Raw genomic sequence first — 15980 nt, 5'->3', positions numbered from 1 at the left:
CGAAATTCCCCAGCTCCGCACCCCGCTCGCGGCGTGTCGTGTGGACGACGAGGACAATGGGGCGTAGGACGGTCAGTTTGACCCGGGTCTGGCACCCCCGTACCGTTGTCTGGTCGTCCCAGAACGACTTCCGCCGCGTGCCCATGACAGTTCGTCGTGGGCGAGCGGTGGCCGTCGACCGGCCCATCCGAGAACCATGATTCTTACGTCACTAAGGACAGCATCGTGAGCAAGCGCACCTTCCAGCCGAACAACCGTCGCCGCGCCAAGAAGCACGGTTTCCGTCTCCGCATGCGCACCCGCGCCGGCCGCGCGATCCTCGGTGACCGCCGCCGCAAGGGTCGCGCCAAGCTGTCTGCCTGAGCCGTTGCTCGCGCGCAGTCAACGCATGCGCAGCGGGGAGGACTTTCGGCGCACGATCCGTCGTGGCGCGAAAGGCGTTCAGCCGACCCTCGTCACCCACGTCCTGCCCAGGTCACGCGTTCCAGGAACCGACGGACACACGTCCGTCGGTTTCGTCGTGAGCAAGGCAGTGGGCTCGGCGGTCGACCGCAACCGCGTCAAGCGGCAGTTGCGGCACCTGATGCGCGAGCGAGTGGGCGTCCTGCCTGCCGGCTCGCGCGTCGTCGTCCGGGCGCTCCCCGCAGCGCACGGCACCGACTCGGCCACTCTTGCCGAGCACCTGGACGCCGCACTGGCGCGATCGGGTGCCCGGTGAGGACTGTGCACCCATGAAGACCCTGTTGATCTGGCTGCTGAAGGGCTATCGCTTCGCGATCAGTCCCCTGTACGGCCAGGTTTGCAAGTACCATCCGACCTGTTCGGCCTACGCTTTGCAGGCCGTGGAGACTCATGGTGCCATCCGCGGCACCTGGCTCGCCGGTCGTCGCGTCCTGCGATGCCACCCGTGGAGCTCGGGCGGATACGACCCGGTTCCGCAGTCACACAGAGGAGAAGAATGTTCGGCTTCCTAGGCGACATCGGCAGCGCCATCATGACGCCGCTGTACTACGCCGTGTCAGGCATCTTGCTGGTATGGCACCGGATGTTCGAGGCCCTCGGGATGTCCGGTGACTCTGGATGGACGTGGGTCCTGTCGATCATCGGCCTGACTTTGACGATTCGCACCTTGCTGATCCCGCTGTTCGTCAAGCAGATCAAGTCGAGCCGCAACATGCAGCTCCTCCAGCCGCAGATCAAGGCGCTCCAGCAGAAGTACAAGCACGACCGTGAGCGACTGACCCAGGAGCAGATGAAGCTGTGGAAGGAGACGGGCACGAACCCGTTCGCCTCTTGCTTGCCGCTGATACTGCAGATGCCGATCTTCTTCGCGTTGTTCCGGGTCATCGACCAGGCCGCTCGTAACGGTGCCGAGGGCGCCCGCGGCTTCATGACGGCGGAGAACGCCGAGCAGTTGCAGGGTGCAAAGCTGCTAGGGGCGCAGATTGCCGACACCTTCTTGAAGAGCGATGCGGTCGAGACGAAGATCCTGACGATGTCGCTGGTCGTCATCATGTGCGCGACGCAGTTCACGACGCAGCGCCAGCTGATGAGCAAGAACATGCCGGCCGACGCCATGACGGGGCAGTACGCCCAGCAGCAGAAGATGCTGCTCTACATCCTGCCCGTGGTGTTCGCCGTCGGCGGTGTGGCCTTCCCGCTGGGTGTCCTCTTCTACTGGACCACCTCGAACTTCTGGACCATGGGCCAGCAGTTCTACGTCATCCGCAACAACCCCGCCCCCGGCACGCCGGCGTTCACGGCCAAGCAGGCGCGCGACAAGAAGCACGGCAAGACCGTCACCGAGGACCCGCTCAAGGAGATCGCGGTCGAGCAGCCGAAGCCCGCGCCCCGCGCGCAGCCGAAGAACCAGCCGCGCAGCCAGCGCAAGAAGCCGGCCCCGCCGGCGAAGGGCCCGGGCCAGAAGCCGGCCGCGCAGAAGCCGGTGGCGAAGCAGCCGAAGAAGAAGCCGGACATCACCGCCAAGCCCCAGTCGAACAAGAACCCGAAGAAAGGCCGCTCATGAGTGACGCTTCGAAGCTCGAGAACGAGGGCGACATCGCCGCCGACTTCCTGGAGGGGCTGCTCGACATCGCCGACCTCGACGGCGACATCGACATGGATGTCGACGGAGACCGGGCCGCGGTCGCCGTCGTGGGCGGCAACCTGGACCACCTGGTGGGGCGTGACGGCGAGGTGCTGGACGCGCTGCAGGAGCTGACCCGCCTGGCCGTGTACCGCGAGACGGGCGAGCGTAGCCGCCTGATGCTCGACGTCGCGGGCTACCGTGCCGCACGCAAGGCCGAGCTCGTGGCGGTCGCCGGCGAGGCGATCGACAAGGTCAACGCCGGGGAGGCCTCGGTGTCGCTGGACCCGATGAACCCGTTCGAGCGCAAGGTCGTCCACGACGCGGTGGCTGCAGCCGGGCTCGCGAGCTCGTCCGACGGGGCCGAGCCGCACCGCTACGTCGTCGTGCACGGAGCCGCCGCTGAGACGGCCGCCGTCGCCGACGAGGTTGGGGAGTAAGTTCGCCGATGTCGGAGACTCCCGATGTTTCACGTGAAACACCCCCGCCGCACGCGGCGGGGGTGTTTGCTTCCCGGCTCGAGCTGGCGGAGCAGTATGCCGAGCTCCTCGCGACGGACGGCGTGGTCCGGGGGCTGATCGGCCCGCGGGAGGTTCCCCGCATCTGGGACCGGCACATCATGAACTCCGCGGTCGTCGTCCCACGCCTGCCGCAGGACGCCACGGTCGCCGACGTGGGCACCGGTGCCGGCCTACCCGGGCTGGTGTGGGCCATCGCGCGTACGGACATCCAGATGACCCTCATCGAGCCGCTGCTGCGCCGGACGAGCTTCCTGGAGGAGGCCGTGGAGAAGCTCGGCCTCGACAATGTCGAGGTGCTGCGGGCGCGCGCCGAGGAGGTGCACACCACCTACGACGTGGTGACCGCCCGCGCCGTCGCAGGTCTCGACAAGTTGGGACGCTGGTGCATGCCGCTGGTCCGCCCCGGCGGTGTGTTGCTGGCGATGAAGGGTCGCTCGGCCGCGGACGAGGTGGCGTCGGCGACGGCGACGCTTCACCGGCTCGGCGCGACGTCTATCGTGGTCACGTCGTACGACAATGGCGACGTGCCCACAACCGTCGTCGAGGTCAGCAAGTGAGCGATGTTTCACGTGAAACCAGCAAGGGGGACAGCATGAGCGAACAGCCCCGCCGAGCGGACCACCGCTCCGGCGCTCCGACCGCGGCCTCGTCCTACAGCGTCCCGGTACCGTCCAACGACGAGTCGACGCCCCTGGCGGCGGCCGCGCAGGAGCATGTCTCGCTCCTGCGCCGCGCGACGGCCGTGTCGACCTTCGACCGCCCACTCCAGACGCGGGTCTTCGTGGTGGCGAACCAGAAGGGCGGCGTCGGCAAGACGACGACCACGGTGAACGTCGCCGCGGCTCTCGCCCAGAAGGGGCTGCGCGTCCTGGTCGTCGACCTGGATCCGCAGGGAAACGCCTCCACCGCGCTGAACATCCCTCACAGCGAGGGAACGCCCGGCGTGTACGAGGCGATCGTCGAGGGCACCGACCTCGACGACCTCGTCAAGCCGTGCCCCGACATCCCGGGGCTCACGGTGCTGCCGGCGACGATCGACCTCGCCGGCGCCGAGATCGAGCTCGTGTCACTGGTCGCCCGCGAGTCGCGGCTGGACCGCGCGCTGCAGTCCTACCTCCGCGACCGGGAGCAGGCGGGGGACCGGATCGACTACGTGCTCATCGACTGCCCGCCGTCGCTCGGCCTGCTCACCGTCAACGCGATGGTGGCCGGCCGTGAGGTGCTGATCCCGATCCAGTGCGAGTACTACGCGCTGGAGGGTCTCGGCCAGCTCGTCCGCAACATCGAGCTGATCCGTTCACACCTGAACCCCAAGCTGGAGATCACGACGATCCTGCTGACCATGTACGACGGCAGGACGCGGTTGTCAGCGGGTGTCGCCCAGGAGGTGCGCTCGCACTTCGGCGACATCGTCATCAGCACGCCGATCCCCCGATCGGTGCGCATCTCCGAGGCACCGAGCTACCAGCAGTCCGTCATCACGTACGACAGCACGTCCTCGGGCGCCCTGTCCTATCTCGAGGCCGCCCGGGAAATCGCGGCAGCCGGAACGAAGGCACGATGAGCACACGCCGTGGACTGGGTCGCGGACTCGAGTCCCTCATCCCCTCCAGCTCCGCCGAGGCCCAGGCCACCGGCCTGAAGGAGATCGAGGGGGCTCGCTTCGCGGAGATCCCGCTCGACCAGATCGTGCCCAACCCGCGTCAGCCCCGCCAGGTGTTCGACGAGGACCACATGGCCGAACTGGTCCACTCCATCAAGGAGGTGGGCCTGCTCCAGCCGGTCGTCGTGCGTGAGGTTGCCAAGGACCGCTACGAGCTGATCATGGGCGAGCGCCGCTGGCGCGCGACCGGCAAGGCGGGTCTGGAGACGATCGGCGCGATCGTCCGCGACACCTCGGACGAGGACCTGCTGCGCGACGCCCTCCTGGAGAACCTGCATCGCTCGCAGCTGAACCCGCTGGAAGAGGCGTCTGCGTACCAGCAGCTCCTGGAGGACTTCGGCTGCACGCACGAGGAGCTCGCGGACCGCATCGGCCGGTCGCGCCCCCAGATCAGCAACACGCTGCGGCTGCTGAAGCTCACGCCGACGGTGCAGCGACGGGTGGCGGCCGGCGTGCTGTCCGCGGGACATGCCCGCGCCCTCGTCAGCGTGTCGAACCCGGAGATCCAGGACCGGCTCGCCACCCGGGTGGTCGCCGAGGGACTCTCGGTCCGCGCCCTGGAGGAGATCGTCACGGTCGGAGCCGACGACACCAAGCGCTCGGCGTCGCGCCAGGCCCCCAAGGTGTCGGCACCCCGACTGGCCGACCTGGCGGGCCGTCTGTCCGAGCGGTTCGACACGCGGGTCAAGGTCGACCTCGGCCGGTCCAAGGGCAAGATCACGGTCGAGTTCGCCACCCTGGAGGACCTGGAGCGCATCGTCGACATGATGGACCCGACAAAGCGATAAGACGACAAGTCGATAAATCGTCTTGTTGGCGGCCGCCGCCTCTCACAGAAATCCCACGCCTCACCCACACCGCTCGCTGTGCGAGGCGCCGGATCACCAGGTTCTGCTGGGAATCCGATCGACGGGGGCGGTCCACAAAAGTCGACAAAGCGCTTTGGGTACATGACGACATGAAGAAGCCCGGCCCACCGTGAGGTGAGCCGGGCTTGTTCGTTGCTGTCGCGAGCTACGCGGTGTGCTCCTCGAGCTCCTTGAGGATCGCGCTCTTGGGACGGACACCGACGATCGACCGGACGACCTCACCCTTGTAGTACAGGTTCATCGTCGGCAGGCCGGTCACGCGGAACTGCGCGGGCGTGACCGGGTTGGCATCGGCATCCATCTTGAGGATCGTGAGCTTCTCGCCCTTCTCGGTGGCGATCTCCTCGAGGATCGGCGCGAGCTGACGGCACGGGGCACACCAGCTGGCCCAGAAGTCGACGAGGACGGGTCCGTCGGCCTTGAGGACGAGCTCGTCGAAGTTCGCGTCGGTGACGGCGGCAAGGGTGGATTCAGCCATGGTGATCTCCTAGAAGTCTGTGATCAGTTGAACAGGTGGGAGCGACGGTTATTCCGCCCACTGAGCCATGGCCACGTCAGTGGCCGGCTCACCGGCGGAGTCGCGGTCGGCGAGGTACCGCTCGGCGTCCAGAGCCGCGGAGCAGCCGGTGCCGGCGGCGGTGATCGCCTGACGGTACGTGTGGTCGACCAGGTCACCGGCAGCGAACACGCCGGGTATGTTGGTCGCGGTCGAACCGGGCTGGACGAGCACGTAGCCCTCGTCGTCGAGGTCGACCTGGCCGGTCAGCAGCTCCGAGCGAGGATCGTGACCGATCGCGATGAACAGTCCGGTCGCGTCGAGACGACGGGTCTCGCCGGTGACCGTGTCGCGCAGGGTCAGGGCCTCGAGCTTGTCGTCACCGATGAGCTCGGCGACCTCGGAGTTCCACGCGATGTCGATCTTGTCGTTGGCCAGCGTGCGGTCCTGCATGATCTTGGAGCCGCGGAGCTCGTCGCGCCGGTGCACCAGGGTGACCTTGGACGCGAAGCGGGTCAGGAAGTTGGCCTCCTCCAGCGCGGAGTCGCCGCCGCCCACGACCACGATGTTCTGCTCGCGGAAGAAGAAGCCGTCACAGGTGGCACACCACGAGACACCGTGGCCGGACAGCCGGTCCTCGCCCTCGATGCCGAGCTTGCGGTAGCCCGAGCCCATGGCCAGGACGATCGCGCGTGCCCGGTACGTGCTGCCGTCGCCGAGGGTGACGGTCTTGATGTCGCCGGTCAGGTCGACCGCCGTGACGTCGTCGGACACCAGCTCGGCGCCGAAGCGCTCGGCCTGGGCGCGCAGCTTGTCCATGAGGTCGGGGCCCATGATGCCGTCGGGGTAGCCCGGGAAGTTCTCCACGTCGGTCGTGTTCATCAGGGCACCGCCCGCCGTGACCGAGCCCTCGAAGACGAGCGGCTCGAGGTTGGCACGGGCGGCGTAGATCGCGGACGTGTAGCCCGAGGGGCCGGAGCCGATGATGATCAAGTTACGGACGTTGTCGGTCATGAAATGCCTTTTGACGTTGGTAGTTGTCTCAACCCATCGTAGGTGCTGGACATTCCCGGCCGGCCCCGATGACACCGTCAGGAGCGGCCGCGCACGACGACGTCCTGGATCCCGCCGCGGAACTCGCCCGGAGCGATCTCCGGGAGCGACCTGAGCCACACCACGATGTAGCGCGTGACGGTGTCCGGCGGCAGCGAGATGCTCGCGTCCGTGGCCGCTCCGTCGAGCGTCGCGACCTGCGTCAGGCCCCGGCGTGTCGTCGGCGCACGGCGCGTGTCGTCGGTCGCGGTGTAGATCGCGAGGTCCGTCGGGTCCCCGGCCAGCCGGAGGCGCAGCGACGTCACCTCGCGGGGCCCGCCGAGATCCAGGACGACACCGACACCGTCCTTCAGGCCACCGAGTCTCGGGTTGCCGAAGTACGTGGACGTCCGCCAGCCCGTCGACGCCTTGCCGTCCACGATCAACGGGGTCTGGTCGCGGTTCTCCCGCCCGTCCTCGCCCAACGGGTCGAAGTCGACGACGCGTTGCACGGGCAGCACCCGCACGGGGGACGTGGAGTCGACCGGGCCGGACGCATCGTCCTTGGACCGGCTCACCAGGACCCCGATCAGGGACATCAGCACCAGGGCGCCCACGACGCCCAGCAGCACCAGTCCCCGATCACCCTTGGCGGCCCGTCTGGCCCGGGCCCGTCCGCGCTCGAGCGTGGTCGGCGGCGCCGGCTCGTACGCCTTGGGGCGTCGCCGCGGCGGTTCCAGCCCCGGCGGGGGACCCTCCGGGACGATGACCGGGTCGAGGCGCAGCAGGTCCGGTGACGACAGCCCGACGAGGCTCGGCTGGTCGTCCACCAGGTCGTCGTCCTCGCCCGAGAGCCGCAGCGTGCGAGCGATCGACCCGGCCGTGCGCAGCCGGGTCTGGTGGTGGCGCGGTGGGGTGCCGAGGATGCGATCGGCGATCGTGTCGATGTCACGTGAGACGCCCGCGCGCACCTGGCGCGGCCGCAGGAGCCGCCCGTGCTCGGTCGGCGCCGCGGTCAGGCCGTCCACGTCGGCGCCGGGCCAGCGGCTCGTGACGGACGCGTACAACAGCTTGCCCAGCGCCTGGACGTCCAGCTGCTCGTACTCCTGCAGGTCGGCGAGGGTGTCCTGCCGACCGGCCGGCGCCAGCGCGGTGGCCACCCCCAGGCCCACGACCCGCACCGCCCCGGACTGCTTGAGCAGCACCTGGCGGGGGGTGAGGCGGCGGTGATAGACGCCGTGCTCGTGGGCGTGCGCGATGGCCTCGGCCACCTCGGCGACCACCGTGGCCGCCCGACGGTTGGGCAGGGGGGACTGGGCGAGCACCTGGTGCAGGCCGAAGGCGCGCGCCCACTCGCGCACCACGAGGTGGTGGCCCTGGTCGTCCTCGATCAGGTCGAGCACGCGCAGGAACCGTGGATCGGTGACGGCCGTGGACTCGCGGGCCGCGGCCAGGAAGTGGTCGGCGCGGTCGTCGCTGCTCGAGATCATCTCGATGCCGACGTTGCGGTTGAGCACCTGGTCGTGGGCCCGCCACGTGGTCGAGCCGAGTCGCTCGGTCACCAGGTCCTGCAGCTCGTAGCGCCGAGCGAGGACGTCGCCGGAGGCCACTGGTCGCCTCTCGCTCATCACCCGCGCCCCTTGTCCAGCACCCCGGTCCGTGCTGCCGACCATGCTAGTGGGCGCGGGTCCGCGCGGCTCGGGTGTCAGCCGCGGCGCGGGAGCGAGGTGACCAGGTGGGTCAGCTGCGTCATGCCGACGACCCGTGCGGCCGCCACGTACGTCACGGCGCCGGCCAGACCGGCCACGACGGTGGTGACCAGGCCGCCCACCGCACGGCCGGGCTCCAGCCCCGCGACGTCGAGGCCGCGGGCGACGCCGAGGGTGACGAACGCCGCCAGCGCGACGGCCACGACGAGCCGGCGGACGAACAGCACCATCTCGCGGTCGTAGAGCGATCCGGCCGTGCGCGCCAGCAGGGTGACCGACAGGATCGACCCGACGACGTACGCGATCCCGTACGACAGCGCGAGCATCGTCGCGACGCGGTACGGCTCGACCAGCGACGTCAGCACCAGTGCCGAGACGATGTTGACGACCGAGATCACCAGCTGGATGAAGAACGGCGTGCGGGTGTCCTCGTTGGCGTAGAAGCCGCGGAGCATCAGGTAGTGCACCGTGAAGGCGATCATGGCCACCGAGAACGCCGAGATCGTCTGGCCGATCGCCATGGTGTTGCCGCCCAGCGAGCCGATCGCGCCCGCGACGGCCGCGGCGGGCTGCCCGAGGCACGCCACGGCCACCGCGATGGGCACGATGATGACCAGCGCCATGCGGACGGTCCGACCGAGCTCCAGCCGGAACCGGTCGTAGCGCCCCTCGTTGGCCAGCGCGGCGAGGGTCGGGATGATCGCGGTCGCGAGCGACACCGTGATGACGCCATGAGGCAGCTGGCTGACGAGGAAGCCGATGCCGTACACCGCGAGGCCGGCGGCGGGCTTGCCGTCGGCGATGCCCTCGACGTTGGCGCCGGTCGCGAGGCGGGTGATCGCGAAGTACGCGATCTGATTGACCAGGATGAACAGCAGCGTCCAGACGCCGAGGCGGAACGTGTGCCCCAGACCGACGCCGCGGAAGTCGAAGCGCGGCCGGTAGCGGAAGCCCACGCCGCGCAGGTACGGGAGCAGCAGCAGGGCCTGCAGGGCGATCGCGACGGTCGAGCCGATGCCCAGCAGGAGCGCCTCGGTCGTCGTGAACCCGTCGCCACCGTTGCTCGCGCCGAAGATGACGTAGTACGCCAGGATGACGGCGCACGCGACGACGTTGTTCGCGATGGGCGCCCACATCATCGGCCCGAACCGCCGCCTCGCGTTGAGGACCTGCCCCACGAGGACGAACACGCCGTAGAAGAACACCTGCGGCATGCAGAGCATCATCAAGAGCTCGGCGGACTCCCGTTGGGCCTGCAGCCGCGGGCTGAACATGTCGTCCTCGAACACCAGGTGCAGCAGCGCGGGTGTCGCCAGCGTCAGCACCACCGTCGCGATGCCGAGCACCACGACGCCCAGCGTGATGACCCGGTTGGCGTACGCGTCACCGCCGTCCGGGTCGTTCTTCATCGCGCGGACGAGCTGGGGCACCAGGACAACGTTGAAGATGCCGCCGGCGACGAGGATGTAGAGCGCGTTGGGAATCGTGTTGGCGGCCTCGAAGATGTCGCCGTTGAGCGAGACGCCGATGACCGCGGCCAGCAGGATCAGTCGGCCGAAGCCGGTGACGCGCGAGATGATCGTGCCGAGCGCCATCCAGGCGCTGGCCCTGGCGACGGTCTGCTCAGTCATCGTCGTCCTCGGTCTGCGGGGTGGACGAGGCGGTCCGCCGCCGGCGGTGGAAGCGACGCACGAGGCTCGCGAGCACGAACAGCGCGGCCAGGCCCATCGCGACCCACAGCACCGTGCCGATGCTGCTCGAGCGGACCTTGAAGGTCGTGGGCGAGCCGACGTCCGTGCCGTCCGCCGTCACGAGGTGTGCGGTGAGGAACGTCGTCCGCTGACGGCCGAGGTCGACCTGCACCGTGATGGTCCGCCGTTCCCCGGCCGCCACGTCGACGGCGTCCAGGGCGGGGATCGTGAGAGCCGGGTTGCTGGAGTCGAGGTCGACCCCGATCCGGATCGCCTCGTCGGTGTCGTTGCGGATCGTGAGCGGGAAGCCGCCCTTGGAGCTGGAGAGCGTGACCGAGGGGGCGCCTCGATCGAGATCTTGTCCAGCTCGGCCCCGATGCGCTGCGCATAGCTCGCGGCGAGGGCGAGACCGCCGGGCCGGTCGAGTCGCCACCGGACCGCGAGCACCGAGGCGACCTCTCGCGCGAGCGTGTCGTCCACGCTCTCGGACTGGGAGATGACCGAGCTCAGGGTCGCGCCCTGCTTGACGATCTCGGTCGCCCGGAGCAGCTGGGTGCGGGACAGCGGCCGTGCCTTGGCGCTGCTGGGGACCTTGCCGTCGTAGGACGCGAGGCGACGGGTCAGGAGGGAGTCGAGGCTCGCGCCGCGGGTGAACGGGACGGTGAACGCCGCGTCCAGCCGGCCGGTCGACCAGCGCGCACCGGGGTTCCACTGCGGGTCGACCAGCGTGAACGAGTCGGCGCGGGACTCCGGGTCGATCGCCCGCTCCAGCACCGCCAGGGCGGCGTCGCTCAGGACGCGCTGGCGCAGGCCGACGACCGTCTCGGGACCGTCCGCGTCGGTGTCCTTGACGTCGTTGACGAGCAGCGGCAGCGGACCCCGTGAGGAGGTGTACCGCACGAGCGACCCGAGCCGCGGCTCCCAGTCCGGCAGCGCCGCCGACGTCACGATGACAGGGCTGTCGCCGGTGCCGCGCTGGCTGCTGAGCAGTCCGCTCGTCACGCCGTCACGTGTGGGCCAGGACACCCGGCGGCCGCTGAGCTGGTACTTCGCGAGCACGGTGTCCGTCGCCCGATCGATCGCGCGCTGCAGCGGCTCGCGCAGGTCCGGGTTCTCCGCCAGCGCCAGCACGTCGGGCCGGTCGTAGCCCAGGACCCAGGCGGTGTGCGTGCGGGCGTACGTGAGCAGGTCCGCCAGGAACGCCGCAGCCGGCGCACGCTGCTGCTCGGTGAGCTCGAGCTCCTCCGGGAGGTGCCGACCGTTGGCCAGGTCGTCGACGCCGACCAGCAGGGCCGGGTCGACGAGCGCCGTGCCCCCCTCGCCCGGGGAGCTCGACGCCAGGTCGAGCAGGTTCCGCAGCTGACCGCCCGGGCTGACCGAGCGCAGGAGCCGGTCGGGACGGGCATACGTGCCGTCGACGGTCTTGGTGTCGGGCATGAGGAACGGCCACAGGACCGAGGTCGGGACCGCCTCGCGGTCCGAGGAGATGAGCGGCAGCAACGTGGTGGCCCCACCGAGGGCCGCCGGGCTGCGGGAGCCGTCCATGTCGGTCGCGAGGACCTGGACACCCACGGGGTACACGCCCTCGGCGCCGGTGATGCCGAGCTGCTTGTACGGCACCTTGATGCGGAACCGCTTGGTCTCGGACGGGGCGAGGTCACCCAGCTCCGCGAACGACCCGGTCTCGACGATGCGGACCCCGGTGTACGCCCGCCGGTCGGCCATCGCCTGGTCGACCTGGGCGCGCGTGGTGAACGGGGACGCCGGGATCACGAGGTACGCCTGGGCGGCCTTCCACACGTGGTCGTCACGGTTGGTGACGGTGCCGGTCATAGTGACGTCGGCGCCGCTGGTCAGCCGAGTGGGGCTCAGCGAGCGGATCGAGACGCGGAGGTCGGGCTCCTCGTCGGCCGCGACCGCCGGGACGACCGGTGCCAGCAGTGCACCGAGGATCGTCACGAGCAGCGCGACAAGGATCGTGCGACGGGGGCTGCTCACCCGAACATGCTAGACGTCCGTCCCGCAGCGGACGGGGACGCAGGTCTGGCCGATAGAGTATGTCCCCGTGCCCACGTCCCCGCTGACCCCCGACCGTCAGGCCAGGATCGACGCCGAGCTCGATGCCAATCCGTTCCTGGCCGAGATCGGCGAGCTGTTCGAGTCCGCCGGCCACGAGCTCGCGATCGTCGGCGGGCCGGTCCGGGACGCCGTGCTGGGACGACCCGGCAACGACTGGGACTTCACGACGTCCGCCCGTCCGGAGCAGATCGAGACGATCGTGGCCGGCTGGGCCGACGCGGTCTGGGACATCGGCCGCGAGTTCGGCACGCTGGGCGTCCGCAAGGGCGACCACCAGCTCGAGATCACGACGTACCGCAGCGACGAGTACGACACGTCGTCCCGCAAGCCCGAGGTCCGCTTCGGCGACACCCTCGACGGCGACCTCGCCCGGCGCGACTTCGCGGTCAACGCGATGGCGATCCGGCTGCCGTCCCGCGAGTTCGTCGACCTGTTCGGCGGCCTCGACGACATCGAGAAGAAAATCCTTCGCACGCCCGTGACCCCCGAGCAGTCGTTCAGCGACGACCCGCTGCGGATGATGCGGGCGGCCCGGTTCGTCGCCCAGCTCGGCTTCACCGCGTCGCCCGACGTCGAGGCCGCGATGACCGCGATGGCGGGCCGGCTGGAGATCGTGTCGGCCGAGCGGATCCGCGACGAGCTCAACAAGCTCCTGCTGAGCGATCACCCGGTCGCCGGCCTGCGCCTGCTCGTCGGCACGGGCCTGGCGGCGCAGATGCTGCCGGAGCTGCCCGCGCTGATCCTGGAGCGGGACGAGCACCACCGTCACAAGGACGTCTACGAGCACTCGCTGACCGTGCTCGAGCAGGCCATCGCCCTGGAAGGACGTCTCGAGCACGCGCCCGACCTGACGATCCGGCTGGCCGCCCTGCTCCACGACATCGGCAAGCCGCGGACCCGCCGGTTCCAGGACGGTGGCACGGTCACGTTCCACCACCACGACGTCGTCGGGGCCAAGATGGTGCGCAAGCGCATGCGCGCCCTGCGCTACAGCAACGAGATGATCGACCACGTCGCCCAGCTGGTCGAGCTGCACCTGCGCTTCCACGGGTACGGCTCCGGCGAGTGGACCGACGCGGCCGTGCGCCGGTACGTCCGCGACGCCGGCGACCAGCTCGAGCGGCTGCACATCCTCACCCGGGCGGACTGCACGACCCGCAACCAGAAGAAGGCCCTGCGGCTGCAGCGCACCTACGACGAGCTCGAGCGGCGCATCGCGGTGCTCGCCGAGCAGGAGGAGCTCGGGTCGATCCGCCCGGACCTCGACGGGGGCCAGATCATGTCGATCCTGGGCATCCCGCCGGGCCCGGAGGTCGGTGAGGCGTACCGCTTCCTCCTGGACCTGCGCATGGATCGCGGTCCGATGAGCGAAGCCGACGCCACCGAGGCCCTCCGGGCCTTCTGGGCTGCCCGCGACTGACTACTTCGCGGTGGGGATGCCGTCGGCGGGCGGAGCGGTCGCCGTGCCGTCGAAGACCGTGACCTCCGTGCCGGCCTCGTCGTCCGTCGCGTAGACCGGACCGAAGTAGTCCTGCGAGTCCCCGGTGACCTTCGCCATCTGGGCACCGCCGTAGCCGGCGTGGTCGTCCTTGGAGAAGCGCGGGGACGTGAGGCCCGGGCCGTCGAGGGCGCCGGACTCGATCGTCTCGAGCAGGCCCTCGCGGGTCAGGTCCTTGCCGGTCTCCTGCAGCGCCTGGACGAACAGGTAGCCGACCGTCATGCCGTAGACGGTGTTGCCGGTGAACGGCTTGTCGCCGTTGTGCTCCTTGTTGATCTTGCGGAACAGCGTGATCCAGGGATCGGACTCGTCGAACGCCGACGGCAGGTAGTTCGTGCTGAGGAAGCCCTCGAGCAGCGGGGCCGCCTCGCCGAGTGCGGCGCTCAGCGTCGCGTAGTCGGCACCGACCGACGTGCTGATCCACTGCGGCTGGAACTTCAGGCGTGCCGCGGTGCCGACCGCGAGCGCGGTGAAGCCCGGCACGGTGGCCAGCGAGACGACCTCGCACCCGGCGGCCTTGAGCTTGCCGATCTGCGGGGCCAGGTTGGTGTTGCTGGTGACGTACTTCTGCCGCTCGGCCACGCCGTCGTCGCCGAGGACCTGGGTCAGGCCCATCAGGGCGTCCTCGCCGAAGTCGTCGTCCTGGCCGAGGAAGCAGATTTTCTTGCCGGCCAGGTTCTCCTTGATGTACGTCGCCTGGACCTTGGTCTCGGTCGTGTAGTCGGCCTGGAAGCCGTACGTGGTCGGGTACTTCTCCGCCTGGTTCCAGCTGCGGCTGCCCGACGCCACGAACAGGTCGGGCACCTTGTTGGTCTTGAGGAAGTCGAGCACGCCCGTGTGGGTGGGGGTGCCGAGGCCGTTGACGATCGCGAAGACCTTGTCCTTCAGCACCAGCTCGCGCACGACCGTCTGCGTGTTGGCCGGGTTGTAGCCGTCGTCCTCGACGAGGTACTTGATCGTGCGGCCGTGGACGCCGCCGTTGTCGTTGACGTAGTCGAAGTACGCCTTGGTCGCCGGCGAGATCGTGGAGTAGCCCGCGGCGGCCGGACCGGTGAGCGGGTGATGGGTGCCGACCACGATCGACGTGTCGGTGACGCCGGGAGCGGACCCGGAGGAGTCGCTGTCGCCTCCTCCGCAGGCGGCGAGCGTCCCGATCAGGCCGAGGGAGGCGATCGCGGTGACCGATCGCCGGAGACGGGGCAGTGAGCTAGGCATCGATGGACTCCGTACTGGTGGGGATGGATGGACGTGCTGCGGTGCTGCCGGGGAGGGTGTCTGGGGTGCGGGGGCGCCGGCGTCGGTACGCCGTGCTGACCAGGCCGTGGATGCCGCGGGGGAAGACGATCGTCACGAGGACGAGGACCAGCCCGAAGACGAGCAGCGACAGGTTGCCGTCGAGCCGCTCCGCGAGCGCGGGCGACGCGTCGATCCGGTCGGCGACCGAGCCCGTGAGCTCCGGCAGGGCGACGAGGAGCAGTGCGCCCCACACCGCGCCGGCGAGGTGGCCGATCCCGCCGATGACGACCGCCATCAGCAGGAACAGGCTGAACGCGAGCGAGAACGCGCCGGGAGAGACGGCCTGCGTCAGGACCGCCAGGATGCCTCCGCCGAGCCCGGCGGTCGCGGCGCTGACCACGAAGACGACGACCTTGGTGCGGCCGACGTCGATCCCGGCCAGCCGGGCGGCCACCTCGTCGTCGCGCACCGCCCGCATCTCGCGACCGAACCGGCCGTGGACGAGGTTGGCCAGCAGGAACACCGTGAGCAGGGCGGCGCCGCACGCGATCCACGCCTGCCACCGCTCGAGCGGGAACGTCGCGCCGAGGCCCGCGGGGGCGGGCTCGACCAGGACGGACAGTCCCTGGTCGCCGCCGAGCCGGCTCGCGAACGTCGTGGTGATGGCCGGCACCACGATCGTCAGGGTCAGGGTCAGCCCCGCGAGGTACGGACCGTGCAGGCGGGCCCCCGCGAGTCCCACGACGCCGCCGACGACGGCCGCGGCCAGCACCGCGGCGGCCAGGGGCACGAGCAGGAGCAGAGGACCGGTCGTGCCGCGGTCGCCGAGCTCGGCCGAGCTGAGTGCGCAGGCGTACGCGCCGACGGCCATCAGCGCGCCGTGGCCGAGGGACAGCTGGCCGGAGAGCCCGACGAGCACGGTGAGCCCCGCGGTGGCGCACAGGTACGCGGCCATCGTCGCGAGCTGGTAGTTGCGGTAGGGGGAGAGACCGTACGTCAGCGCGACGACCCCGGCGCCCGCGGCGAGCAGGAGCAGGAGGTGGCGGGCCAGCGTGTGGCGGGAGAAAAAGGTCATCGTCACACCATCCGGGCCGAGGTGT

At 69.9% G+C, this 15980-nt stretch carries 16 protein-coding genes; 9 read left to right on the top strand and 7 right to left on the bottom strand.

What is annotated here, in order from left to right; translation table 11 throughout:
• Positions 1-225: 225 nt before the first annotated feature.
• The 8 genes from rpmH to C3E78_RS18025 are packed head-to-tail and all read left to right on the top strand — an operon-like array spanning position 226 to position 5058.
• Positions 226-363 (top strand): 50S ribosomal protein L34, encoded by a 138-nt coding sequence (rpmH, locus tag C3E78_RS18060; protein WP_056289702.1) that lies wholly within the window; start codon positions 226-228, stop codon positions 361-363.
• On the top strand, positions 323-718 hold the full coding sequence (gene rnpA / locus C3E78_RS18055; protein WP_268916174.1) for a ribonuclease P protein component: 396 nt from the start codon (positions 323-325) through the stop codon (positions 716-718). Before rpmH ends, rnpA begins: the two co-directional genes overlap by 41 nt.
• Before the next feature lie 13 nt (positions 719-731).
• Positions 732-974, top strand: a complete 243-nt coding sequence (yidD, locus tag C3E78_RS18050) for a membrane protein insertion efficiency factor YidD (protein WP_108580669.1) — start codon at positions 732-734, stop codon at positions 972-974.
• Positions 959-2026 carry a membrane protein insertase YidC gene (gene yidC / locus C3E78_RS18045; RefSeq protein ID WP_108580668.1) on the top strand — a complete coding sequence of 356 codons (1068 nt, stop codon included), beginning with the start codon at positions 959-961 and terminating at the stop codon, positions 2024-2026. The genes yidD and yidC overlap by 16 nt, the downstream gene beginning before the upstream one ends.
• On the top strand, positions 2023-2526 hold the full coding sequence (locus tag C3E78_RS18040) for a Jag family protein (protein ID WP_108580667.1): 504 nt from the start codon (positions 2023-2025) through the stop codon (positions 2524-2526). The genes yidC and C3E78_RS18040 overlap by 4 nt, the downstream gene beginning before the upstream one ends.
• An 8-nt stretch (positions 2527-2534) precedes the next feature.
• Positions 2535-3164, top strand: a complete 630-nt coding sequence (gene rsmG, locus C3E78_RS18035) for a 16S rRNA (guanine(527)-N(7))-methyltransferase RsmG (protein WP_108580666.1) — start codon at positions 2535-2537, stop codon at positions 3162-3164.
• A gap of 35 nt (positions 3165-3199) precedes the next feature.
• On the top strand, positions 3200-4171 hold the full coding sequence (locus C3E78_RS18030) for a ParA family protein (RefSeq protein ID WP_108580665.1): 972 nt from the start codon (positions 3200-3202) through the stop codon (positions 4169-4171).
• Positions 4168-5058: a ParB/RepB/Spo0J family partition protein gene (locus C3E78_RS18025; protein WP_108580664.1), complete on the top strand. Its 891-nt coding sequence runs from the start codon at positions 4168-4170 to the stop codon at positions 5056-5058. The genes C3E78_RS18030 and C3E78_RS18025 overlap by 4 nt, the downstream gene beginning before the upstream one ends.
• A gap of 226 nt (positions 5059-5284) precedes the next feature.
• Here the strand turns inward: C3E78_RS18025 and trxA are convergent, their stop codons facing one another.
• From trxA to C3E78_RS18680, 5 genes are all read right to left on the bottom strand, one after another.
• Positions 5285-5617: a thioredoxin gene (trxA, locus tag C3E78_RS18020; RefSeq protein WP_108580663.1), complete on the bottom strand. Its 333-nt coding sequence runs from the start codon at positions 5615-5617 to the stop codon at positions 5285-5287.
• Between the two features lie 48 nt (positions 5618-5665).
• Positions 5666-6649, bottom strand: coding sequence for a thioredoxin-disulfide reductase (gene trxB / locus C3E78_RS18015; protein WP_108580662.1), 984 nt, complete (start codon positions 6647-6649; stop codon positions 5666-5668).
• A 77-nt stretch (positions 6650-6726) separates the two neighbouring features.
• On the bottom strand, positions 6727-8295 hold the full coding sequence (locus C3E78_RS18010) for a protein kinase family protein (RefSeq protein WP_159085941.1): 1569 nt from the start codon (positions 8293-8295) through the stop codon (positions 6727-6729).
• 77 nt (positions 8296-8372) lie between these two features.
• Positions 8373-10007 carry a murein biosynthesis integral membrane protein MurJ gene (murJ, locus tag C3E78_RS18005; RefSeq protein ID WP_108580660.1) on the bottom strand — a complete coding sequence of 545 codons (1635 nt, stop codon included), beginning with the start codon at positions 10005-10007 and terminating at the stop codon, positions 8373-8375.
• On the bottom strand, positions 10000-10500 hold the full coding sequence (locus C3E78_RS18680) for a DUF6049 family protein (protein WP_243834205.1): 501 nt from the start codon (positions 10498-10500) through the stop codon (positions 10000-10002). The genes murJ and C3E78_RS18680 overlap by 8 nt, the downstream gene beginning before the upstream one ends.
• A 1632-nt stretch (positions 10501-12132) precedes the next feature.
• Between C3E78_RS18680 and C3E78_RS17990 the strand changes: the two genes are divergently transcribed.
• On the top strand, positions 12133-13566 hold the full coding sequence (locus C3E78_RS17990; protein WP_108580657.1) for a CCA tRNA nucleotidyltransferase: 1434 nt from the start codon (positions 12133-12135) through the stop codon (positions 13564-13566).
• On the opposite strand, the gene C3E78_RS17985 is transcribed toward C3E78_RS17990, so the two are convergent.
• Positions 13567-14859 carry an ABC transporter substrate-binding protein gene (locus C3E78_RS17985; protein WP_108580656.1) on the bottom strand — a complete coding sequence of 431 codons (1293 nt, stop codon included), beginning with the start codon at positions 14857-14859 and terminating at the stop codon, positions 13567-13569.
• Complete coding sequence (locus C3E78_RS17980) at positions 14852-15955, bottom strand: branched-chain amino acid ABC transporter permease (RefSeq protein WP_108580655.1); 1104 nt, start codon at positions 15953-15955, stop codon at positions 14852-14854. The genes C3E78_RS17985 and C3E78_RS17980 overlap by 8 nt, the downstream gene beginning before the upstream one ends.
• Positions 15956-15980 lie beyond the last annotated feature (25 nt).

Source organism: Aeromicrobium chenweiae (assembly GCF_003065605.1).
Classification (GTDB): domain Bacteria; phylum Actinomycetota; class Actinomycetes; order Propionibacteriales; family Nocardioidaceae; genus Aeromicrobium; species Aeromicrobium chenweiae.
Note: the sequence above shows the minus strand (reverse complement) of the source record. Positions and strands in the feature narration are given on the sequence as shown.

Coding starts and splice junctions, on each gene's coding strand:
- yidD (WP_108580669.1), top strand. CDS start 732: ATGAAGACCCTGTTGATCTGGCTGCTGAAGGGCTATCGCTTCGCGATC.
- yidC (WP_108580668.1), top strand. CDS start 959: ATGTTCGGCTTCCTAGGCGACATCGGCAGCGCCATCATGACGCCGCTG.
- C3E78_RS18040 (WP_108580667.1), top strand. CDS start 2,023: ATGAGTGACGCTTCGAAGCTCGAGAACGAGGGCGACATCGCCGCCGAC.
- rsmG (WP_108580666.1), top strand. CDS start 2,535: ATGTCGGAGACTCCCGATGTTTCACGTGAAACACCCCCGCCGCACGCG.
- C3E78_RS18030 (WP_108580665.1), top strand. CDS start 3,200: ATGAGCGAACAGCCCCGCCGAGCGGACCACCGCTCCGGCGCTCCGACC.
- C3E78_RS18025 (WP_108580664.1), top strand. CDS start 4,168: ATGAGCACACGCCGTGGACTGGGTCGCGGACTCGAGTCCCTCATCCCC.
- trxA (WP_108580663.1), bottom strand. CDS start 5,617: ATGGCTGAATCCACCCTTGCCGCCGTCACCGACGCGAACTTCGACGAG.
- trxB (WP_108580662.1), bottom strand. CDS start 6,649: ATGACCGACAACGTCCGTAACTTGATCATCATCGGCTCCGGCCCCTCG.
- C3E78_RS18010 (WP_159085941.1), bottom strand. CDS start 8,295: ATGAGCGAGAGGCGACCAGTGGCCTCCGGCGACGTCCTCGCTCGGCGC.
- murJ (WP_108580660.1), bottom strand. CDS start 10,007: ATGACTGAGCAGACCGTCGCCAGGGCCAGCGCCTGGATGGCGCTCGGC.
- C3E78_RS17985 (WP_108580656.1), bottom strand. CDS start 14,859: ATGCCTAGCTCACTGCCCCGTCTCCGGCGATCGGTCACCGCGATCGCC.
- C3E78_RS17980 (WP_108580655.1), bottom strand. CDS start 15,955: ATGACCTTTTTCTCCCGCCACACGCTGGCCCGCCACCTCCTGCTCCTG.